This window comes from Pseudoflavitalea rhizosphaerae (assembly GCF_003991355.1).
Classification (GTDB): Bacteria; Bacteroidota; Bacteroidia; order Chitinophagales; family Chitinophagaceae; genus Pseudobacter; species Pseudobacter rhizosphaerae.
This window is the reverse complement of record NZ_RCSU01000014.1, coordinates 43,555-65,990: the sequence shown is the minus strand read 5'-3', so window position 1 is coordinate 65,990 and position 22,436 is coordinate 43,555. Positions and strand designations below refer to the sequence as shown.

Sequence of the window (22,436 nt, the reverse complement as noted above, 5' to 3'; positions counted from 1 at the left end):
ATTATTCAAATCTATGCAGCAGGTATTTGCCTCTATCATCACCATCGGAGATGAACTACTGATCGGACAGGTAACGGATACGAATAGTCCATGGATGGCGCAGGAACTCAACAAGACCGGCGTATGGCTCAAAAGAAGAGTGGCGGTGGGGGACCTGAAAGAAGAGATCGTGCATGCGCTGGATGAGCAGAGCAAGGATTGCCAGATCATTATCATGACCGGCGGCCTCGGCCCTACAGCAGACGATATCACCAAGCAGGTGCTGAATGATTATTTCGGAGGTAAGATGGTTACAGACCATCGGACCCTGGAGCATATCAGGTATCTTTTTGAAAAAGTGTACAGGAGGCCCATCATCCGGCGCAACCTGGAACAGGCTGATGTGCCCGATGTTTGCACCGTACTCTTCAATGAACGCGGCTCTGCGCCCGGCATGTGGTTTGAGCGGGATGGAAGGGTGTTTGTTTCACTGCCCGGTGTGCCGCATGAAATGAAAGGATTGATGCTCAAAGAGGTGCTGCCCCGCCTGCAACAGCATTTCACCATGCCCTTTATCAGTCATCGTACCCTGCTCACCGCCGGCGTGGGTGAATCTTTCCTGGCAGAGATGATCAAAGATTGGGAAGCGCAACTACCTCCGCATATAAAACTGGCGTATCTTCCACATTATAGTATGGTGCGGCTGCGCATCACCGGCTCCGGAACGTCGAAAGAAAAACTGGAAAATGATCTGGACCAGCAGTTCAGTCAACTGAAACAACTGGTAGCAGAACATATGGTGGTGGATGAAGATAAACCGCTGCAACAAGTGGTAGGCGATCTGCTGAAACAAAGCCATAAAACGATGGCAACCGCTGAAAGCTGTACCGGTGGCTATATTGCGCACCTGATCACCAGCATCGCGGGGAGCAGTGATTATTTCAAAGGCACCGTAGTTAGTTATGCAAATGAAGTGAAAGAAAATGTATTGAAAGTATCGCACGATACCCTGGTGCAGGATGGCGCCGTGAGTGAATCCACAGTCCGGCAGATGGTGCAGGGAGCATTGCTCAGCCTCAACACGGATTATGCAGTGGCCACCAGCGGTATTATGGGGCCCGGAGGCGGCTCAGAGACCAAGCCCGTGGGGACAGTATGGATCGCGGCGGGAAATAAGGATGAGATCGTTACACAATTGTTTCATTTCCGGTTCGACAGGGCCCGGAACATAGAAATGGCGGCTATCAATGCCCTCAACCTGTTGAGAAAGTTCATTGCAAGCCATTAGAGTGCGAACAGTTGTTAGCAAAATCATTACCTTTGGCCCGACAATTGATCAAACCAAGAATCATCAAAACAATAAAACCTCCGATCAACTATGGCAGTTGTTGACTTAATAATGCCTAAACTGGGTGAAAGTATCATGGAAGCCACTATTCTGAAGTGGCATAAACAACCCGGTGACCCGGTGAAAATGGATGAAACCGTATTGGAGATCGCCACTGACAAGGTAGACAGTGAAGTGCCATCCACTGCTGAAGGTGTGATTGAAGAGATCCTTTTCAATGTGAATGATGTTGTTCCCATCGGTACTGCCATTGCGCGTATCCGCGTTGGCGCTGCCGAATCTGCCCAGGCTCCTGCTGCTCCTTCAGCGCCTGCTGCCAGCGCTGCTCCCGCAGCTGCTGCCGTAGAAACTGCTCCCGCCGTAGCTGTGCAAACAGCCACTGCTGCAAGACCTGCCGCCAACGGAACTGCCAACAGATTCTACTCTCCGCTCGTGCTCAATATCGCAGCCAGCGAAGGGGTGAGTATGGTTGATCTTGAAAATATTCCAGGCACCGGCAATGAAGGCCGCGTGACCAAGAAAGATATCCTGGCATTTGTGGAAGCCAGAAAATCCGGCAAAACCATCGCACCTTCCGTAACTGTTACGGACAACCGGAATGCAGTGGCGCAACCTGCCAGCAAAGCAGATGTGATTGCTACTACCACAGACAACCACGTTGTTTCTTATTCCGGCAATGCCGAGATCATCGAGATGGACCGTATGCGTAAGCTCATTGCAGAGCATATGGTGCGCAGCAAGCATACCAGCCCGCATGTAACCAGCTTCACCGAAGCAGATGTTACCAATATGGTGCTCTGGAGAGATCGCGTCAAGAAAGAATTTGAAAAGAGAGAAGGAGAAAAACTCACTTTCACTCCACTTTTCATCGAAGCGATCGTACGTTGCCTGAAAAAATACCCCTGGCTCAATAGCAGCCTCGATGGCAACAAGATCATTGTTAAGAAAGATATCAATATCGGAATGGCCGCTGCCCTTCCTTCCGGAAACCTGATCGTTCCTGTGATCAAAAATGCTGATCAGTTGAACCTGGTTGGCCTGAGCAAACAGGTGAATGGACTGGCCAATGCCGCACGAAACAATAAACTGAAACCAGACGATACACAGGGAGGAACTTTCACCCTCACCAATGTGGGCACATTCGGCAGCCTGATGGGGACCCCCATCATCAACCAGCCGCAGGTGGCTATCCTGGCTGTAGGAGCTATCAAGAAACGTCCAATGGTGATCGAGACTGCGCAGGGCGACAGCATTGCCATCAGGCATATGATGTACCTGAGCATGAGCTATGACCACCGCATCATCGACGGGGCCCTCGGCGCCACTTTCCTCAATGCCGTTGCCAAAGAACTGGAACAGTTCGATCCGGCGAGAACAGTATAGATTTGTTTGTGTTACTTGCTATACAAGCTGCCTCCGCACAGGGGCAGCTTTTTTTTGACGCTCGCTATTTGCCTAAACTGCATGCACAGAAAAGATCAATCACAAAGCGTGCCTCCCATTTGAACAATGATCTTCTTCGCCTCTTCCAGGTTTTGAATGTACCAGGAGTACTTACTGATATCAGGAATTGAATTATCACGCTCTACATGCTTTTGATATAAAGGATATTTTTTGTAATCCTCATTGGTAGATTCTTTTGCTTCCGGGAAGTTCATAAGCTATTTATTTTTTGATATTATACAGATCTATTTTTTTACTGCAATGAATGCCTGATAGTTGATGCCAGGTTCTACAGGACCGGATACGCCATCATTGATCCCGTATACATGAAAATGCTCTTCAATCTCAGCCCGATTAGCATTAATACCCATCTGGTACAAGCGGGTCCGAACCGGCGTAGCGCCTTTGGCAAAAACAACGAACTTCTTGTGATCCTCGTTGAACGCAAGCACTGTTGCAGCAACAGTTGCCAACACCTTATCGCGGTCCCCATTATTGGAAACAGATAAATGATCAGGGTTACCGGCCCCATCATTACTATCTCCAAAATCAAGGTTATAAATATCGAAGCCATTGAAAAAGCCCACTTTTATATACCTGACTACTTTTCTGATGATCCCGTTGGGGCCATTACTTTCAAATGCGAAAACCTCATTGTTCCCGTCAGCCCGGAAGGCATATCTTTCCAGATGCATTCAATCAAGTTTTGGGTAAGGCAAATCATTAGCATAATGCTTATTGTATGCATACATGAATAAGATTAGACTTACACATGAGCGCATGCATATGCATTGCTGAATAAGTTTTGAACGTCTGGTTTTTGTGTGATGTATGAATCCTGAAGTGGTAATTGGCGTGGCGTTTCAGAAAATGAACAATCAAATTTACACCAATTTTCAAAAAATAATACATCGCCAAAAAAATATTTTCAAGGCGATGCATCAAAATCGGTTGTCCATTAATGTTAGCTATCGATGTCCATCAATAAATCACTCTCTCAAACACGATCTTTCTTCCTCCCTTCCTGTAATGAATAATGAAGATCTGATCATACACAGTTTCAGGCAGATCGCTTCCTACTTTTGTTTCTCCGGCCAGGCCATTGGCAATATCATCGATGGTGTTGCTATGACCAACAATCAGCGTGTTCTTCTTTAGCAGTTTCAGTTGCTGTATGAAAGCAGAATCAGGCCTGGGTCCATAAATTTGTACCGGAACATTCATGAGCTTGCTGAGCGGCTCTGCGGTAGACCTAGTACGGATAGTATTGGTAGAATAGATATAGCGGATATTCTTGTCGTGCAATACCTTTTTCAATGCTTCGGCCCGCTGCAAACCCATTGTACTGAGCGATGGATCATTCTGAGTATTCATTACAGGGCCATCACCGGGAACAGCTTTCTCGGCATGCCTGACCACATAATAGGTATGGGAGCAGCCTGCCAGCATGATGAGCAGGAACATAGTCAGCAAGCATTTCATGGAGCTTGTTTCATTTAGTACTTCCTGAAATTAATAATCTCCGGAACATTCCCGTATTAATTTTTTTTTGTCGCCGGCATGAAACTATCCTGCTTTTTCCAACTGCTTGACAATCCCGTACTTTTTCCGTAAATTCAGGTTAGTACTCTCTAAATGGCTCGATTATGAAAACACTCTCCGAAACCTGGTTTGCCGAAGGATACGTGGATTTTGAGCTGAAGAAATACACACTGCTCGCCTATCTTCAGGAAGTGAACAAGTATTTCAATGAAAACAAGCTCTATCCGCAACTTTCAGATGTGATCTTCCATTATGAAAATCTGGTAGCCCTCCGCAACAACAAGAAATACCTTCAGGAACAATTTCCCAAACGCCTGACAGGTGTACAACTCCAGCAACTGCAACTGCTCTACGAACAGATCATCGATGATGATGAACTGATGCAGGAACTGGAAGAGATCATCAGTTATTCCGCAACAGAGATCCAGACAACTATCAACAGCGGCACTGCCATCTATGAGTTCGTGGAGGAAAAACTCACCATCTTCCCCGTAGGATTGGTGCCACTGGACAGCAATGAAGGCTACTTCTTCCTCAGCCAGGGAAGCAGCCGCAATACCCGCGTATACCAGTACAAGCTCAGCATCTTCGAGAAGCACGATGAAAAGTTCAGGTCCATCAAAACTGAATACCTCGATGAATGGAACCGCAGCATCGCCAACTCTTATGAGAACATCAAGTCTGAATTACTTCGGCTGCGCAAGTGGCTTCCTAACCCTGCCGTATATTCGATTGAAACGGACCTTAACTTCCCGGTGGATGAAACCCTGCTGCCCGTAGCCAAAAGAAGCCTGGTAAGATACCTGTCTACCGCAGCATAAAATTTTCGGCTGATGGTGACAGCTATATATAATAACGCTCACCATCAGCCGAAAATCGAACACAACCCGTTTATATTCGGATTGGACCCTTTGCCAGGTCAGTTACCCTGATTTGAATTATTGGACACTTACTTTAATGATGGATGGCAAAGTAGTGAAGGCATTGGGGTTAGGAACAGCCTGAACAGGCTTGCTTTCCAATAGCGGTGTGCCGCTCAGGTTGAATTGCGTAATGCCCGCGCCGGGATACTGATCGATGGCAGTGCCATTGTCGAACAGTTCAACCGAAGAAGAAACATCTCCTTTGACTAAAGCATCCAGGTCATTGCCCGAAGTTGCAAAGAACCAATCGTTGGAAAAACCATACATGGTAGCAATGGCGATCCTGTCGCCCTTCACTACAGACAACAACTGCGATACTTTGCCGCCGGCTGTACCACCGATCATTGGCAGCAATACGGTAGACGCCGGTTCTTTCAAAACGTATACATCCTTTACACCCGGTTTCTTCTTCAATACTGCTGCCAGAATATCCGCATTTCCTTTTTGCGCAAGGTCCTTCAGCCCCTCTCCCCTGTCTTTTTCACCTGCTTTGAAAAAAGGATTCTCTGTTCCCCTGTAAACCACTACCAGCACGGGCGACAAAGGAGTGAATACTCCGGTATTGGCTTCGAGATAATTACTCATCATCGAAATATCACCAGATTCTGCAATGTTGGTAAGTCCATTTGCAGTCGGTTTATTGGCAGCGTAAATGGGTTCAGGCAGGAGAAGGTCGTTGCCTGCAACATATGAGATGGCCCAAACACCCGGGCTGAAAGGAGTTTCATTGGCAGTACCACCGGAATTGTTCATAATGGTGACAGTGAATTTTGAATTGCCCTCATAAGCCAGCGACACCTTCATCAGTTGCGAAGCAGGCAGGTAGGTATTGCTGTAATCATCTGTTCCATTCACTTCTTTCACATTACGGCCCGGAGTTTCAGCTACGCCGGGATGTGAAATGGCAGCGCCGGGCACCTGGTTCACCCTTGTGCCATTGTCCCAGAGCTTAATTTGGGAAGAAACATCTCCTGTTACCGGCATCCCGTCTTCACTATACAAAACAATTCCGGGATTGGCCGGTGCAAAAAAGAGATCGTTGCTCCAGCCATACATGGTGGCAAATGTCAGTCGTTGCTTTCTGGAAGCATAAAATGAAAAAGAAACAGATTGGCCCGGAAAGATCACCGGGGGCGTTCCTGCACCCATGAAAGTACCGGATTCCACCAGCAAGCGGCTGTCGAGTATATTTTCAATGGTGATAGTGCTTTGTTGGGGCATCATATTATCATCATCCTTATCGCAGGACGCAAAAGCCAGGAAGGCCGGGATCATTGCGAATGTCTTAATGAGGTTCATTTTCATGTTACTGAGTTTTATACAGCAAAGGAAAGATGACTGTATCCCAAAGACATTGCAGAATTATAACAAAAGTATCACGGTCACTGCCCGCACTGTTTTTTTACCCATTTTTGTATCAACAATCCATTTTACATGCACAAAGTACTGATCATCGAAGATGATCCTGATATCGTTGAACTGCTCAATATCCATTTGCTGGACCTGGGCTGCGCTGTGATGACGGCCGGAAGCGGGCAGGAAGGATTGTCTGCATTTTCCGGTTCCCAATTCGATCTGATCATTCTGGATATCATGTTACCCGGCATCAGCGGTTTGGAAGTATGCAGGAAGATCAGGCAATCAGACAGACAAACTCCCGTCCTTATGCTCACAGCGCGGTCTGAGGAGATCGATAAAGTGATGGGACTGGAGATCGGCGCAGACGATTATCTTACCAAGCCATTCAGTATCCGCGAATTCATTGCGCGTGTAAAAGTGATATTCCGTAGAAATGAGGAACGAAGCATCAGTCCGCAGGAAGAAAAATCGGATAGCCGGATCAGTTATGGCAACCTGGAAATAGATATCGAAAAGAGAAAAGTAACACTTGCCAATACACGGGTAGACCTCTCTCCCCGCGAGTTTGAACTATTGGCGCTGCTGGCTTCCAATCCCGGGACCAGCTATAGCAGGAAACGGTTATTGAACCTTGTTTGGGGATATGATTTTGAAGGATATGAACATACCGTCAACAGCCATATCAACCGGCTTCGCGGTAAGATCGAAACAGATGTTGCCAACCCGAAATTCATCTTAACCACCTGGGGCGTCGGCTACAGGTTCAATGAAGAATTATGATCATGAAGCGAAACAAGATCCAGGGTAACCTGTTGTTCTGGAAAATAGCCGCAGTATTCACCCTTGTTCTGATTGTTCTGGGTATCGGCTTTGCCCTGATCGTTCCCAGGGTTTCCAGGTCGTATTACATGGCTGCCCACCAGGAATTGTATGGCGATATTGCACAACATCTTGCCTCCTTCACACAACCATTGAAGAATGGCAAACCCGATACCAGCGTTACCCACGATATTATTCATTCTACCATGGTTGCCAATCCCAGTGTGGAAGTATACCTGCTAGATACCGCAGGAAATATAACAGACTATGTTGTGCCCGATACTACAGTACAACTGCACCGGGTTGATATTGCAAAGGTCAGGCAATGGCTGGCCATCAGCCAGGGCGAAAGGCCGTTGGGCGATAACCCCAAACAACCGGGAGAGCCCAGCATCTTTTCGGCAGCGCCACTCTATGAGAACGGCAAGGTGGCCGGTTATGTGTATACCGTGTTGGCCAGCGAAAAACAAAAGGAAATTTTGAATGCGCTCAGCTCGCATTTGAATACACGCCTGTTCACCTATATACTGATTGCAGCCCTCTCCTTTGCTTTCATTACAGGGCTTGTTACATTCTTTCTCATCACCAATAGTATAAGGAAAGTGGCCGCTGTTGTAAAACGTTTCAAAGAAGGAGATTACTCCGCCAGGATCGAAGGACATGGCAGGGGTAACCTTGGTATACTCACTTCCACTTTCAACGAAATGGCAGATGTAATAGTAGACAACTTCGATAAGATCACGGCCACCGACAAATTCAGGCAGGAACTGATTGCCAATGTTTCTCATGATCTGCGCACACCACTCTCCATCATGCAGGGCTATGTGGAAACCATGATGATGAAAAAAGATGAGCTACCGGAGCAAGACAGGAACAAATACCTGCAAGTGGTTCACGACAGCAGTAGAAAACTATCTATACTCGTAGACCAGTTATTCCAATATGCAAAACTGGAAGCCAACCTCGTTGTTCCTGAGAAAGAGCCTTTCCTGCTAAATGAACTGGTGTCTGATATTCTCATGGCCTACCAGCTCACGGCAAAAGAAAGAAATATACGGTTGCACCTGGATTCTCCGGGCAATCTGCCAACGGTGTTCGCAGACCTCGGACTAACGGAAAGAGTTTTCCAGAACCTGCTTGATAATGCTTTCAAATTTACTCCCGATGGCGGCGCCATCAGCATCTCATTGCGCAATTCAGGCAATGGGATCAGGGTTCAGGTAATGGATACCGGCCCAGGGATCGCTCCTGAAGACCAGGCCTTTGTTTTTGAGAGATACAAGCAGATCGGAAATGTGCAGGGTACTAAAAAAGGAATGGGTATCGGTCTGTCGATCGTCAAGAAGATCCTGGAACTACATCATACAAATATCGATGTAGACAGTAAACCAGGGGAAGGCGCCATGTTCTGGTTCATACTACCTTCCCCGGCGAAGCCGGCAATTTCCTGATACTACACCTGCAACATAGAAGTCACGCCGCACTAAACCATTATCAGAATCCAGCTTTCGCGCCAGTTTTTTGTTCGATCTCCGTTCCCCAGTCGATTCCTTTCTCGGTGGCCGGAACACCTTCCGTCATCCACCTGGGTGCAGGGGCCCCTTTGAGGTAATGATCGAAGAATTGCCCCAGTCGAATGCTCAGGTCCTTACGGTTCCTTCTTTCCACCAGGTTATGGTCTTCGCCATTGTATTGCAGCATCCAAACTTTCTTACCTAACCTGCGCAGCGCAGTAAAATATTCGATGCCCTGGTACCAGGGAACTGCGCCATCGTTATCGTTGTGCATGATCAGCAGTGGTGTGTTCACTTTATTGGCTGAAAAGAGAGGAGAGTTCTTGATATAAAGATCCTGTCTCTGCCACAGCGTAGCCCCGATGCGGCTTTGAGAACGTTCATACTGGAATTGCCTGTTCAGCCCACTGCCCCAGCGGATGCCACCATAAGCGCTGGTCATGTTGGCAACAGGTGCGCCGGCGCCTGCAGCTGCAAACATATTGGTGCGTGTTACGAGATATGACACCTGGTAACCGCCCCAGCTTTGACCCTGGATCGCCATTTTGGTAGAATCCACAAACGGTAACTTAGCTATCATCTTCGCGGCAGACACAACAGAATTGTAAGCGCTTTCACCTGGCTGTCCGTTCTTGTACCAGATATTCGGATCGAAAACCAGGTAACCATTACTCACGAAATAAGGGATATTCACCACGGAAGCGCTTGGCGCCGGTGCACGATAATTGTACAGGTTATCTGCATTGCGCTCATAGAAATAGAAGATCACAGGGTATTTCTTTTTGGGGTCGAAATTCTCGGGCTTGAAGAGCAGTCCTTCAGACTCTTTCCCATCGAACATTTTCCATTTCATCAATTCAACAGTGAGCCAGTTGTATTCTTTCTGTTGCGGATTGATATCGCTGAGTTTGTTGAAGTGTTGCAGATCGGATGATACATTCAGGTTCATCGGCTCTTTGATATTCATCATGCCGAGCATATACATTTCTGCCTCCTTTGCCTTTGCGCCGAATACCATACCGTATGGCCCCATATAGAGTTTTACGGGGTCTCCGTGTACATCCAGCTTTTTGGTGAAATAACCACCGTACTTACTGTTACGGTTAAAAGCTTCAAAGATCAATTGCTCATTAGGTTTCAGGAATCTTGCTTCCCTGTCGGTAGTGAGTATGCGCAATTCGATCTTATTCTTTTTTCCATAACCGTTGGTGATATTGATGGGGGCCGCTTTACCTGTGGGATCGATCTGCCAGATATCATAGCGGTCGTTGATCAGAACAGCCGCGTCGTTCTCCAGCCATTTGGCAATGCCGAAACTACCGGGATCATCGGGATGATCATCTTCATCGTCCCAGAAGCGAGTAGTGGTTATTTTGGATGTGAGGTCGCGGGTTTGGCCGGTAGCTACTTCGTACGCATAATAATTCTTTTTTTCGGGATCGTACCAGGCCACAAATTTTGCAGCAGGCGATGCGAAGAAACTGCCGCGTTTTTTCTCTTTCACCAGTTTGCGGGAAGCATCTTTAGTAGAGATGATGTAAGCATTGTTGTAAGAAAAGCCCTGCCATTGCGAAGCCACGCGGTTCCCTTTGGAAGTAAAGGCCAGCACATAATCGGCATTGCCTTCATTTACCATGATTACATTCTCTGCATCATCGGCGCCCAGTTGCACCACATTTTTTGCATCGGCGCCATTGAACACTGCCAGGTAACTCCTGCGCAGATCCGCTTGCAGATTACGCAGTTGCTGCGGCTGCAGGTAATCGTCCTTATAATTCCAGATATCAAGACGTGCAGTTTCAAAATCTACCAATGATGTGTCTTTGGGCTTGCGGATGGGCAGTAATCCGAAGAACAGTTTTTGTCCATCTTTACTGAACTGCGGCGTGTAGGAATCACTTACAGTCAGGCCTTTGGCGATGCCTGGCGTGTTCCTGTCTGCGCGGACACGGGCGCTGTCGTCCCCCGCTTTGTAATACCAGAGCTTATGGAATTTCACCAGGGCTTTGGCAACACTGTCGCGCTCCGCAGTGAATGCCAGTTGTGTTCCTTCCTCATCGAAAGAAAAATTACGGGCATCATTGAATTTACGCATGACCGTATCCGTTATACCTGAAGGCAGCGAGGTCCAGAGCACCATTGCCTGCGTAAGCGTATCATTGTTCTTGCGGGTGGTTTCCACCAGCAATACATTTCCTTTTTCGCTGAATTGATAACCGGATACAAGTGAATATTTTTTCTCTTCGCCGGTATAGAGATTCTTCAGCACCAACTCTGTTCCTTCTTCCACCGGATCATTATGCCTGGGTCCGGGCTTTCCTTCTTTTTTGGCAGGCTGGAGAATAGACAATCCTTTGGTACGTGCCTCAATGGCCTTTTTACGAAGACTGTCCGAAACCCGGATAAGGCTGTCGGCCATTTTCTCCAGGTTGGAGAGCTGCGTAAGCGAGTCGGGTTTCGCGGGCATCTTCGGAGGAACGGGCAATGCTTTCTCCATGAGATAAGCAACCCATTGGCCGGTCCCTTTTTCCGGTGTTTTGAAGCCTTTTACGCGGGGTACGCGGATAAGACTGTCTTTTCCGAATTCAAAGATCACGAGTGTGTCTTTGGGCATATCGTCCGGTTTTTTCTTTTTGATCCGCGCTTCGCGCAGGTCTTTGAAGAAAGGCTTTTGACGGAAGATAACAAACCGGTTATCCGGCGTGATCACCGGATTGGCGCCGCGGGCGAATTCTTTTTTAAAGCTGTTGTCGGTAGCCTGGATCACCAGGGTGCCGTCGCCTTCCTGCGGACTGATGGTATAGGCCACATATTTACCATTGTTGCTGATGGATCTTTCTCCAATGGCTTGCCAGCCATCATAAACCGAATGGTCCAGTGGTTTTTTCTGAGCCTGCGCCATCGAAGCCAGCAGCAGGGCCGATAATAACAGGGGTGTTGTCTTCATACCGGAAAATGTTTACTAATAGACGTTAAATTAACAGAAATTACTGCAATGCTGCAGAAAAAAGGAAGGGCGGAAAAATTCCGCCCTCCGGTTGTTGAATATTTTGGGTAAAGTCTATATGGGAGTTAAAGATTTACAGCTTTTCAGCTTCGCTTATTGACCATCAGATAACCTATTGACAAACCATAATTAAAATTGTACAACTTGGTATGGTTGTTCACCACGTGTGAGTCATTGACGTCATTGAAAGCGCGATGTACACTGAATTCAAAAACCAATCCGAAAGGAAGATCTATTCCGGCCGATAATACTGCGCCCCAGCTAAATTTTTTATACCAGTCTTCTTCCTGGTTGTACAATACATAAGACGGGTCCCACCCGCCGCCTATTTTCCACTCCCGGCTATTTGATTTTCCCGACAATGTATGTCCGAAATAAGGGCCACCGCCCATATAATAGTTAAGATGCCTGGTTTTATGATAATACACAAAATTGACTGGAAGTTCCACATAATTCGCTTCCAGCCGTTCGCTGTAATTGGCGCCAGATGCAGGGTAAGTTCCCTCATACTTCGCTACCCTGCGGGAATAGAGAAGATCCGGTCTTATATGGAATTTCTTTGAAACAGGAATATCTGCGGAAAGCCCGGCATGAAAATTCGGATGAAGATCATACCGATCGATCTGAAATCTTGAATCAGGCTGTCCTTTCACTCTTCCAATCGGTTGATTGAGACTCAGGCCTCCTTTCGCTCCAAGCCGGAACTGGGCATTTAACAAACCGGACACAAAAAGACAAAAGCAGGTGGCAAGACAATATTTGGTGTGCATAAGAAAAGGTTGATAAACCCAGATAAAATACTCAGGGTTTATCAACCTTCCAAACAAATATCTCAGCTTTTACTCAGCTTTAACCTTTGTGGCTGACAGTTTCCTTCCCGATCTGTACACAAGGAAAGTTTGTAACAGCACCGAACATACGATCAGTCCCAGGCCAGCATAGAATGCATCTGTCAGCATCTTATCCTCCCTGAAGATCAGGAATGCCAGTGTAATGCCGTAAAGCGGCTCCAGGTTATACGTCAGGTTCACGGTAAATGCAGATATCTTTTTCAGTGCGTGCATGGATAACTGGAATGCCCACACCGTGCAGACCCATGCCAGAATCAGCAGCCAGATAATATCTGACCAGCCAGGTACCAGGTTCTCTGTTGGAAAGAGATGCAGGTAAAGCGGCAGCACCAGCGTGAGGAAAAAGAATCCTCCCGTGAGCTCATACAATGTAACGGTTTCAGCAGAATGGTTTCGCAGTAATCCCCTGTTCATGATCGGGAAAACGCTTCCGAGCAAAGCGGAAACGATACCGATGATGATGCCCACTTTGTAAGTGGGATCAAAATGGAAGATCAGGGAAATACCGAGCACCGCAATGAGTCCCAGCAACAGTTCAATATAATTGAACCTGCTCCTGGTAATGAGCGGTTCCATGATGGCGGTAAAGAACCCGATGGATGAGAAACAAACCAGTGCAACCGATACATTTGAATATTTGATACTGGCGTAAAACGTGATCCAGTGCAGGGTGGCAACAATACCAACTCCTGTGATCTTCATCATTTCCCCTGGAGAAATGCGCTGCAGTCTTTTCTGGAACGCGAACAAGGCCCACATGGTGATGATGGTAAAGAGCAGGCGGTACCAAACCAGTAATGCTTCGTTAAGTGTGATCAGTTTACCCAATATAGCTGTGAAGCCGGCTATGAACACGGCTGTGTGTAGTTGAATGAATGCTTTTCGCATGGAATAATTATTCAAAGATGATATGCCATGTTGGATGGCAATTAAATGATTACCACGTTGTGGTAATTACAGATTTACAACCTCGTCTTTTTTGAATGATGAGCGAAAAGCAGGCGGTGGAAGATTGTTCTTCACTTTATTGCGGTAATCTTTGAATAAGCTGTACCAACGAAGTTTCAGCACACCCAGGATACCTTCTTTTACGATGCCTTTATGCATTTTCGAAGCGCCGTACTTCCGGTCTTTGAAAATGATAGGCACTTCGCGGATATTGAATCCGAGTTTCCAGGTGGCGAATTTCATTTCTATCTGGAATGCATACCCGAGAAAATGGATCTGATCGAGATTGATGGTTTCGAGTACTTCTGCCCGGTAGCAAACAAAACCGGCAGTAGTATCCTTCACGGGCATCCAGGTGATGAGGCGGGTATAGAGCGAACCGCCTTTTGACAGGAAGATACGGTCCCAGGGCCAGTTGACGGTGCCTCCGCCCTTGACGTACCGGCTGCCGATAGCCATATCGGCACCACCATGTTTACAGGCATCGTAGAGGCGCTCAAGGTCCTGCGGATTATGGGAGAAATCAGCATCCATTTCAAAGATGAAACGATATCCTCTCTGAAGGGCCCATTTGAAACCGTGGATATAGGCAGTGCCCAATCCGAGTTTGCCGGTCCTTTGTTCGAGGAAAAGTTGTGATGGAAATTTTTGCTGATGATCTTTGACGATCTTCGCGGTCCCGTCGGGAGAACCATCGTCAATGACAAGAACATGATAGCCCTGATGCAGAGAAAAAATTGCTTCGATTATGTTGGCAATATTCTCGCGCTCGTTATAAGTAGGTATGATAACTATCTTTTCCAATCAGGGCTTCCTTGAATAAGCGAATTTACGTTTTTTCAGGCTGTTATATTCCCACAATTTCTGCACACATTACATTTATCCCTTCTTTAACAGGGTCCTGTTGAATATCTCAGTGAGTTTCTGCTTGGTATGAAGCGGAAAATCCCCTTTCATCATCCAATCATAATATTGAGGTTCAGACTTCAGTACCTGCGCCACTGATCTTCCCTTGTGTTTGCCGAAATTGAATATTTCCACTCCGTTCTCGAATATCATGCGGCGTGCGAAATCCACTACAGGTTCTTCGCCAATTACTTTGAGAACGCTGTCTACCGTAGTTCCCAGTTGAGGGTATTTTTCAATTTGCGCCTGCAACACTTCCCAGGTTGCGCTGGCATCGGCTTCTGCACTGTGAGCATCTTCAAGGCTCTTGTTACAGTAGAATTTATAGGCAGCGCTCAGGGTGCGTTGCTCCATCAAATGGAACACTTTCTGCACATCCACCAGTTTCCTTCCCTTGAAATCGAAATCCAGTCCTACGCGCAGGAACTCTTCCGCAAGCATCGGGATATCGAAACGGTTGGAATTATAACCAGCCAGGTCGCAATGCTCCAGGAATTGTTTGATCTCATTGGCAGCCTGTTTGAAAGTAGGCGCATCTTTCACCATTTCATTGGTGATGCCGTGCACATCCACCGATACGGCCGAGATGGGCATTTCCGGGTTCAGCAATTTGCGTTTCACCTGTCTTGTTCCATCGGGAGAGATCCTTACTATGGCGATTTCTACAATGCGGTCAACTCCGAGGTTCACACCGGTAGTTTCCAGGTCAAGGATTGCTAGTGGCTTAGATAACTGTAACATCAATGTTGATATTGATTATATTTTTTCAACTACGTTCTTTGCAAATGTAAGCATATCTACCCCATCATAATTGCCGGAGCTCATCAAAAGCAGATTGCTGTGCCGGTACTGTTGTTCCTCCATCCATTTCATCAGATCATTCCTGTTGTTCATCACAACCAGTCCTTCTTTTCCAAATCCTTCGCGGATCCTTGCAGGGTCCAGCGGCGGCAGGCGTTTCAGTTCCAGTGCGTGATTGGAATAATACACAACGGCTTTGTCGGCGCTGTCCATGGCGCCATGGTACTGGTCCATGAATTTTTCATTAAGGCTGCTGAAGGTATGCAGTTCCAGTATAGCTATCAATGTTCTGTCCGGATACTGCTGCTTAACGGCATCGATGGTGGCCTTTACCTTCGAAGGAGCATGTGCGAAATCCCTGTAAACTGCAGTCTGCGCATTCTTTGCCATCAGTTCCAGCCTTTTTGATGCCCCGGTGAAACTGGCAATTGCGTTGGTGAAAGCGTTGGCATCCACACCCAGTTCTTCGCAGGCGTACCATGCTGCATGCATATTCAGGAGATTATGATCTCCGAATACCTGCAGGTTGGTAGAAACGCCATCGATGGTAACAGTGGTGGCGCCATCTTGGATGGTGTGAGGAGGAATACCATAGGGCTGATAACGGATATCCTTACGCGCATGTTTCTCTACCAGCTCTTTCAGCACGGGATCAGATTCATTGTAAATAAGTACACCTCCTTTCTCTATCTTATCGATATAAATAGTGAATTGTTCCAGGTATATTTCGAAAGTGGGGAACACATTGATATGGTCCCAGGCAATACCGGTAATGATAGCGATCTGGGGAAAGAGAAAATGGAATTTGGGACGCTTCTCAATCACACTGGCGGGGTATTCATCGCCTTCGGCTACCAGGATCGGCGCATCGGTGATACGAACAGATTGTTCAAATCCTTCAAGCCTGGCACCCACGAGATAATCGAAATCCTTACCGGTTTTATTCAGCACATGCATGATCATAGCTGTAGTAGTTGTTTTACCATGACTACCGCCCACCACTACACGCGTTTTATCAATACTTTCCTGGTAAATATATTCGGGGAATGAATAGATGGTTAGGTTCAGCTCTTTTGCACGGAGCAGTTCCGGATTGTCTGGTTTGGCATGCATGCCGAGTATCACAGCGTCCAGGCCTGGCTGGACCTTTTCGGGGAACCATCCCATGGCATCGGGCAAAATGCCTGCCTGGCGCAGGTTGCCGAGGGCGGGCTCAAAAATCTCATCATCACTACCGGTTATACGGTATCCTTTCTTGTGCAATGCCAGTGCAAGCTGGTGCATTACGCTGCCGCCGATGGCTATAAAATGTACGTTCATACTCGAAATAAGTCCCGAAAATAGTCATTTTCAATTGTAAAACGTTGCAGTTTTACCCGGATCAGTTTTTTTGCAGGAGGGGTATTGCATATGCCGGAAATTAGTTGTTAATTTGATGCATCGAACCGTCCAATCCTCTAAAAATCTCCCTTTTACCTTTTACCGCAATCCGTTACCTCTGAATTACCTGCAGATCGAAAAACCATACTCGTATCTCAGGCAATTTTGTAATCATCTAAATACCACAAAAAATGAAAAGGACACTGGTAATCCTGGCCGTTGTATTATTGGCCGGAGTAATGATCACCTCTTGTACAGCTTCCAAAGGCGGATGTGCATCCTCCAGGAATCTTGTTGGTTACGGTAACGGCATGCGCTAATCGAAACATCTGTCCACAGATAAAAGTATTGAGTCTTCCCCCGGGAAGACTTTTTTGCTTTCAGCCAGTTTCTCCAATAAAAAAGAGGTCGTTTCAGCTATTGAAACAACCTCTTCACTCAAAAATGGCGAGTCAAGGGAAAAAGCCCTCCTGTGAACAGGACGGCCTCTAACGATTGCTTGCCATATGAATAAAAAACATAATTCTTAGTGAGCGGGAGCAGCAGCTGGCTGGGTAGAGTCAGCAACAACTGTAGAATCTACTTTCTGAGCTGCGGAGTCAACCGGTGCAGCTTCAGGAGCAGCCTGGATTGCACTAGAGTCAGCTTTAGGAGCTTCAGAAGTTGCAGAGTCATTACAAGCAGCGAAAGCGGCTACAGCGAATACAAACAGGAGCTTTTTCATTGTTTCTTTTTGTTTTGTTATCGAATGATTTAAGGATTAATACCCGGATCAGGAAAAGGTAACCTCGACTTTTAAAAAAATTCGTAATTTTTTTTCCTGGCCCGGAATTCGCGATCTTGCGAAGCTGGATTCTCCTGTTAAAATCGGGAGACCATGGGTTACTTCTCTTTAATTCGGGTATTAATAAAAGGTTACGCGTGAAAACAGATCCCAGGGAAATAGCATTATTGGAAGGACTGGCAAAGAACGACAGGCAAGCCATTGAAACCATTTATAAACAGCATTATAATATGGTTCAATCGCTGATAATCAATAACAACGGCTCAGTAGACGATGCAAGGGATATTTTCCAGGAAGCAATGATCGTACTCTACGAAAAGGCGAAATCAGGCACATTCGAGCTTAACTGCCTTTTGAAAACCTACCTGTACTCCGTGTGCAGGCGACTCTGGCTCAAAAGACTGCAGCAACAGCAAAAAATGGTGCCCGATATCAACGGTCTGGAAGAAATGATCCCGGTGGAAGAAGAAATAGACCAGCATGGACAGCGAACTGCAGCATACCAGATGATGGAAAAAGCCATGATGAACCTCGGTGAGCCCTGTCGCAGCCTGATCGACGCTTTCTACCTTCAGAAGAAAAGCATGACCGATATTGCCAGCTTTTTCGGTTATACAAATGCCGATAATGCCAAGAACCAGAAATACAAATGTTTGATGCGACTGAAGAAACTTTTTTTCAGCGCCTACAAAAACAATAATAACCTGTGATGGAAGATATACAATTGATGGATGCCATTGAACGCTACCTCCGCAATGAAATGCCCCAGGAGGAAAGAGCGCACTTTGAGCAGCTGCGTAAATCAAATCCTGACATTGACCAGCTGGTGGTGGAGCATACTATGTTCCTCCAGCAAATGGACCAGTTCAGCGAGTGGAAAGATTTCAAAGCCACTCTCCAGGATGTTCATCATCAACTGGCGGATGCCGGTGCAATCAGGGAAGGCCAGCCCAAAGCAACCGTAGTTTCCCTTCTTCGCAAATACAAAAAAGTGATGGCTGTGGCTGCGTCCATTGCCGGTATCACCACTGTGCTCATAGCAGGTGGCGTAAGCTGGTACACGCGTCAGGCCAGCAATGCGGAATTGCAACAGCTACGTCGCGAATTCAAAATAGAAGTAGCCAATAAAAAGAACGAGGTATTGGACGAAGTGAACGCTAAAATGTCCAAAGCCCCCCAGAATGCAGAACTCATCTCTGGCGGTACCGGCTTCCTCATCGATGGGAAAGGTTACCTGGTCACCAACGCACACGTGATCAAAGGCGGCAGCACCTTTGTAGTGCAATCGAACAAAGGCCAGGAATTCCGTGCACAAACGGTTTATGTGAACTATGCTTCCGATATTGCCATCCTCAAGATCAGCGATGAAGACTGGAAAGCGCATAATATCCTCCCCTACTCCTTCCGCAAAGGAAGTTCAGATCTCGGCGAGCCGCTGTTCACACTGGGTTTCCCACGGGAAGAGATAGTGTACAATGAAGGTTATATGAGCGCCAAAACAGGATATAACGGCGATACACTCACCTGCCAGATTGGAGTACCTGCAAATCCCGGTAACTCAGGCGGCCCTGTATTCAACAAGAACGGAGAAGTGATCGGCATCATCAATACAAGACTCAGACAGGCTGAAGGCGTGGTATTCGCCCTCACCGCTAAAAATATTATCCGTACGCTGGAGACAATTAAAAAGGAAGACAGCACGTTTAAGAACCTGAAGCTTCCTCAGAATACGCAGATCAAGGGAATGGACCGTGTACAACAGATCAAGAAGATCGAAGACTGCGTATTCATGGTTAAAAGCTACTGATCAAACTTCTTGTTTGCATTTTGTAAAGTTTCCAATTTAGCTCTGATAGTAAAAAGCCCCGTAGCATTACTGCACGGGGCTTATTTCATTTATGATCATTACTGATTATTTCCACAATGCGGGAGGATACTCACCTGCAGCCACCAGCGCTTCCAGCGCGGCTTTCACTTCAGGAGCATCTTCCTTGTAGGTTACACCGAACCATTTGGAAGAAGTGGGGATCACCTGGATCACACCAGCTTTGTCTTTGATGAACTGATCAGCCACCAGTGGAATGAAGAATTCTGCCTTCGGATTGGTTTTATTGGCTGCTTCGAATTCCTTGAACATATTTTCAGTATATGTAAACACAGCAGGATCGAAGCACCAGAAGTTCATGCTTACTTTGGAATCCAGCGCCAGTTCTTTAGGCTCCAGGTTATCGTCTGTGAGGATCTTACCATCTTTCTGCTGGATATTCAATCTTTCAGCGATAGTGCTCAGGTTACCCTGTGCGTCCACCTGGCAAACGCCACGGTTTACTGTACCGTTGTCCGACAAAGTTTTCAGCAGTTCATATCCTATGATGGAGTAAACATCGGGCTTCACGGCAGTTGTCAGGAATTTGTATGATTTCTCGAAAGCATCGCGGCCATAGAAATCATCCGCATTGATCACAGCAAAGGGTTCTTTGATGGTGTCTTTTGCACAGAGGATGGCTTGTGCGGTTCCCCATGGCTTGGTTCTTCCTTCTGCCACTTCCTGGTATACATAATCGATCTCCACTTTTCCTGCAAGTCTCGGCTCGAATATAGCGGCAAAATCCTGCTTGAATTCCTTCCTGATAATGAAGACCACCTTCTTGTAACCCGCGCGGATAGCATCATAGATCGAATAATCCATAATGGTTTCGCCTCCGGGTCCAAATGATTGTATCTGTTTCATACTGCCATAACGCGAAGCCATTCCGGCCGCCAGTATTAAAAGAGTTGGTTGCATGTTTGTCTGTTTGTTTAATAAATTCACGCACGAAAATATAAAAATATGCGATATTAGAAATTTGTTCTGCCCATCAACATATCATCAATCGATTGATCTGCATAAAGCCATCATTCAACCACTGCCATTGGCAGGAGGCATAAGTGCAAACATACTCCGCCTCGATCTCATACATCCCGTGATCTCCGGCAACAAATGGTTCAAACTGAAGTACCACCTGCAAGCCGCCCTGGAAGCGGGTTCCAAAGGCTTACTAACATTCGGTGGCGCCTGGAGCAATCACCTTGTTGCCACTGCTGCAGCTGCTGCCCGGGGTGGAATTCCATCAGCAGGCATCGTACGCGGAGAGCGTCCGGCACAACTCAGCGCAGCACTGCAGGATGCAATGAATGCAGGAATGTTATTACATTTCGTCAGCAGAACAGATTATGCCGATGAGATTACTCTGCATAGTACCATGCAGGAACAGTTCCCTGGGTATTACCTGGTGCCGCAGGGAGGCCAGGGTAAAGCCGGAGTGCGGGGCGCAGCAGAAATAATGCAGCTTGTGCCTGATGCCACACAATACACGCATATCGCCTGTGCCGCAGGTACTGGCACCATGATGGCGGGACTGGTTGAGGCGAGTACTCCACAACAACAAGTGTTGGGATTCAGCAGTATCAAACTCGTCAATACGAGTGAAAACAGCCTTACCAGTTTCCTGGAAAATCAAACCATCAAACGCAATTACCAGTTCATCTGGCAATACCATTTCGGGGGTTATGCGCGGAAGACCGCATTACTCACGGATTTCATGAGAGTGCTGTTTCAGCAAACCGCCATTCCCACAGATATTGTATATACCGGAAAACTCTTATATGGATTGAATGATCTGGCTGAGAAAAATTTTTTTCCGGCCGATAGCAGGCTGCTGGTGGTACATAGTGGTGGGTTACAGGGGAATCGGTCGCTCCCTCAGGATTTGCTGGGTTATTAATGGCAGGGATTTTGACAATGAATGGATCGTTATATTTGCACCTCCAATAATACAGTACTAAAATCACACGTTATAGTAATCATGAGCAAGCTGTGGGTCGCGTTTTTGATGTTGCTTTCTTACTCATCCTTTGCCCAGGATACCTTACCCCGGTTCACCGTTACCACCAGGGGGTATAATAAAGCTATCATCAGCTGGACGAACAATTACACCAGCGTTACACAGATCAACGTACAACGGTCGTTCGACAGCAGCAAAGGCTTCCGCACCATCCTCAATGTTCCCGATCCCTCCGTTCCGCAAAACGGTTTTGTAGATACCAAGGCGCCCGCGCAAAATATGTTCTACCGGCTTTTCATTGTGCTGGAAGACGGCAATTATATTTTCAGCCGGGCACAGCGACCTTACTGGGATACACTTGGCGCCATCCGCCCCGATTCAAAAGAATTCTCGCTCACCGGAGAGAACAATAACAGGCGCATTGTTGCAGCAGACAATATGAGCCAGCGTGAAGTGGAACAACTCAAGGCAGAGCTTCGCGAAGCAACAAAGAAAGGAACAACTAATCCTGCTCCCACTACCAGCACTCCTGCTCCCAAAGCGCCCGAACGCTATTTCATCGTAAAGAAAAAAGATTCCATCCTTTTCAATATTCCTGAAAAAGGATTCAAGAAATTCAGGGATTCCATCGTGTACCGCACAAATGATACGATGGCCTTCAAGAACCTGGACACCATCGTTCTGCGTCCCTTCATTCCCCGCGAGATCTATAAACCTTCACGCTTTGTATACACGGACAAAGATGGTAACGTGGTGATCGATCTTTATGATGCAATGAAGAAAAATTACGAAGTGAAATTCTTCGATGAGAAACAAACGCCCATCTTCGATATCCATAAAGTAAAGGACCCACACCTTATCATAGACAAGGTTACCTTCCTCCGCTCAGGCTGGTACAGATTTGAATTGTATGAAGAAGGGAAGCTGAAGGAAACACACAAGTTGTTTATTCCGAAAGATTTTTAAGATCACTCAGCGTGCGGCCAGTCGCTCGCCTCCCGGCGAGTG

General features: G+C 46.8%; 22 protein-coding genes. 10 read left to right on the top strand and 12 right to left on the bottom strand.

The annotated features are described in order from the left end of the window. Window positions 1-13: 13 nt before the first annotated feature. Both D9Y29_RS21305 and D9Y29_RS21300 read left to right on the top strand, forming a co-directional pair. Window positions 14-1,267, top strand: coding sequence for a CinA family nicotinamide mononucleotide deamidase-related protein (locus tag D9Y29_RS21305; protein WP_127132092.1), 1,254 nt, complete (start codon window positions 14-16; stop codon window positions 1,265-1,267). Window positions 1,268-1,357: 90 nt separating this feature from the next. After that, a complete protein-coding gene (locus tag D9Y29_RS21300) occupies window positions 1,358-2,710 on the top strand; it encodes a dihydrolipoamide acetyltransferase family protein (RefSeq protein WP_127132090.1) in 1,353 nt (450 codons plus the stop codon). Between the two features lie 95 nt (window positions 2,711-2,805). Here D9Y29_RS21300 and D9Y29_RS21295 read toward each other — a convergent pair whose 3' ends face one another. The 3 genes from D9Y29_RS21295 to D9Y29_RS21285 form a co-directional block, all read right to left on the bottom strand. Beyond that, window positions 2,806-2,985 carry a hypothetical protein gene (locus D9Y29_RS21295; RefSeq protein WP_127132088.1) on the bottom strand — a complete coding sequence of 60 codons (180 nt, stop codon included), beginning with the start codon at window positions 2,983-2,985 and terminating at the stop codon, window positions 2,806-2,808. 30 nt (window positions 2,986-3,015) lie between these two features. Next, complete coding sequence (locus D9Y29_RS21290; protein WP_127132086.1) at window positions 3,016-3,465, bottom strand: DUF6934 family protein; 450 nt, start codon at window positions 3,463-3,465, stop codon at window positions 3,016-3,018. Between the two features lie 286 nt (window positions 3,466-3,751). Next, complete coding sequence (locus D9Y29_RS21285) at window positions 3,752-4,252, bottom strand: SixA phosphatase family protein (RefSeq protein WP_127132084.1); 501 nt, start codon at window positions 4,250-4,252, stop codon at window positions 3,752-3,754. 164 nt (window positions 4,253-4,416) lie between these two features. Between D9Y29_RS21285 and D9Y29_RS21280 the strand changes: the two genes are divergently transcribed. Next, window positions 4,417-5,133, top strand: a complete 717-nt coding sequence (locus D9Y29_RS21280; protein ID WP_127132082.1) for a hypothetical protein — start codon at window positions 4,417-4,419, stop codon at window positions 5,131-5,133. A 117-nt stretch (window positions 5,134-5,250) separates the two neighbouring features. Here the strand turns inward: D9Y29_RS21280 and D9Y29_RS21275 are convergent, their stop codons facing one another. Next, window positions 5,251-6,540: a spondin domain-containing protein gene (locus D9Y29_RS21275; protein ID WP_127132080.1), complete on the bottom strand. Its 1,290-nt coding sequence runs from the start codon at window positions 6,538-6,540 to the stop codon at window positions 5,251-5,253. A 129-nt stretch (window positions 6,541-6,669) separates the two neighbouring features. On the opposite strand from D9Y29_RS21275, the gene D9Y29_RS21270 reads away from it, so the two are divergent. Together D9Y29_RS21270 and D9Y29_RS21265 are read left to right on the top strand one after the other, a co-directional pair. After that, window positions 6,670-7,374: a response regulator transcription factor gene (locus D9Y29_RS21270; RefSeq protein WP_127132078.1), complete on the top strand. Its 705-nt coding sequence runs from the start codon at window positions 6,670-6,672 to the stop codon at window positions 7,372-7,374. Continuing rightward, on the top strand, window positions 7,371-8,864 hold the full coding sequence (locus tag D9Y29_RS21265) for a HAMP domain-containing sensor histidine kinase (RefSeq protein ID WP_241238007.1): 1,494 nt from the start codon (window positions 7,371-7,373) through the stop codon (window positions 8,862-8,864). The genes D9Y29_RS21270 and D9Y29_RS21265 overlap by 4 nt, the downstream gene beginning before the upstream one ends. Before the next feature lie 43 nt (window positions 8,865-8,907). On the opposite strand, the gene D9Y29_RS21260 is transcribed toward D9Y29_RS21265, so the two are convergent. The 6 genes from D9Y29_RS21260 to D9Y29_RS21235 all read right to left on the bottom strand — a co-directional run bounded on the left by D9Y29_RS21260 (window position 8,908) and on the right by D9Y29_RS21235 (window position 16,760). Next, window positions 8,908-11,874: an alpha/beta hydrolase family protein gene (locus tag D9Y29_RS21260; RefSeq protein ID WP_127132076.1), complete on the bottom strand. Its 2,967-nt coding sequence runs from the start codon at window positions 11,872-11,874 to the stop codon at window positions 8,908-8,910. A 143-nt stretch (window positions 11,875-12,017) separates the two neighbouring features. Continuing rightward, window positions 12,018-12,704, bottom strand: a complete 687-nt coding sequence (locus tag D9Y29_RS21255; protein ID WP_127132074.1) for a porin family protein — start codon at window positions 12,702-12,704, stop codon at window positions 12,018-12,020. Between the two features lie 69 nt (window positions 12,705-12,773). Beyond that, window positions 12,774-13,673 (bottom strand): DMT family transporter, encoded by a 900-nt coding sequence (locus D9Y29_RS21250; RefSeq protein ID WP_127132072.1) that lies wholly within the window; start codon window positions 13,671-13,673, stop codon window positions 12,774-12,776. Window positions 13,674-13,739: 66 nt separating this feature from the next. Beyond that, complete coding sequence (locus D9Y29_RS21245; protein ID WP_127132070.1) at window positions 13,740-14,537, bottom strand: polyprenol monophosphomannose synthase; 798 nt, start codon at window positions 14,535-14,537, stop codon at window positions 13,740-13,742. Between the two features lie 75 nt (window positions 14,538-14,612). Beyond that, on the bottom strand, window positions 14,613-15,380 hold the full coding sequence (locus tag D9Y29_RS21240) for a 3'-5' exonuclease (protein ID WP_127132068.1): 768 nt from the start codon (window positions 15,378-15,380) through the stop codon (window positions 14,613-14,615). Window positions 15,381-15,395: 15 nt separating this feature from the next. Beyond that, window positions 15,396-16,760: a UDP-N-acetylmuramate--L-alanine ligase gene (locus D9Y29_RS21235; protein ID WP_127132066.1), complete on the bottom strand. Its 1,365-nt coding sequence runs from the start codon at window positions 16,758-16,760 to the stop codon at window positions 15,396-15,398. A gap of 251 nt (window positions 16,761-17,011) precedes the next feature. Between D9Y29_RS21235 and D9Y29_RS26940 the strand changes: the two genes are divergently transcribed. Then, complete coding sequence (locus D9Y29_RS26940; RefSeq protein WP_262713775.1) at window positions 17,012-17,140, top strand: hypothetical protein; 129 nt, start codon at window positions 17,012-17,014, stop codon at window positions 17,138-17,140. Window positions 17,141-17,346: 206 nt separating this feature from the next. Here D9Y29_RS26940 and D9Y29_RS21230 read toward each other — a convergent pair whose 3' ends face one another. After that, on the bottom strand, window positions 17,347-17,544 hold the full coding sequence (locus D9Y29_RS21230) for a hypothetical protein (protein WP_127132064.1): 198 nt from the start codon (window positions 17,542-17,544) through the stop codon (window positions 17,347-17,349). A gap of 197 nt (window positions 17,545-17,741) precedes the next feature. Between D9Y29_RS21230 and D9Y29_RS21225 the strand changes: the two genes are divergently transcribed. Together D9Y29_RS21225 and D9Y29_RS21220 are read left to right on the top strand one after the other, a co-directional pair. Next, window positions 17,742-18,314 (top strand): RNA polymerase sigma factor, encoded by a 573-nt coding sequence (locus tag D9Y29_RS21225; RefSeq protein WP_127132062.1) that lies wholly within the window; start codon window positions 17,742-17,744, stop codon window positions 18,312-18,314. Then, the gene (locus tag D9Y29_RS21220; protein WP_127132060.1) at window positions 18,314-19,411 is read left to right on the top strand and encodes a S1C family serine protease; all 1,098 of its coding nucleotides are present in this window, start codon (window positions 18,314-18,316) and stop codon (window positions 19,409-19,411) included. Before D9Y29_RS21225 ends, D9Y29_RS21220 begins: the two co-directional genes overlap by 1 nt. A gap of 105 nt (window positions 19,412-19,516) precedes the next feature. On the opposite strand, the gene D9Y29_RS21215 is transcribed toward D9Y29_RS21220, so the two are convergent. Next, complete coding sequence (locus D9Y29_RS21215) at window positions 19,517-20,389, bottom strand: nucleotidyltransferase family protein (RefSeq protein WP_127132058.1); 873 nt, start codon at window positions 20,387-20,389, stop codon at window positions 19,517-19,519. Window positions 20,390-20,450: 61 nt separating this feature from the next. Between D9Y29_RS21215 and D9Y29_RS21210 the strand changes: the two genes are divergently transcribed. Together D9Y29_RS21210 and D9Y29_RS21205 are read left to right on the top strand one after the other, a co-directional pair. After that, entirely contained in the window at window positions 20,451-21,368 is a 918-nt protein-coding gene (locus D9Y29_RS21210; protein WP_164735506.1) for a 1-aminocyclopropane-1-carboxylate deaminase/D-cysteine desulfhydrase, read from the top strand. 81 nt (window positions 21,369-21,449) lie between these two features. Then, window positions 21,450-22,394 carry a hypothetical protein gene (locus tag D9Y29_RS21205; protein WP_127132054.1) on the top strand — a complete coding sequence of 315 codons (945 nt, stop codon included), beginning with the start codon at window positions 21,450-21,452 and terminating at the stop codon, window positions 22,392-22,394. The last annotated feature ends 42 nt before the right edge of the window (window positions 22,395-22,436 follow it).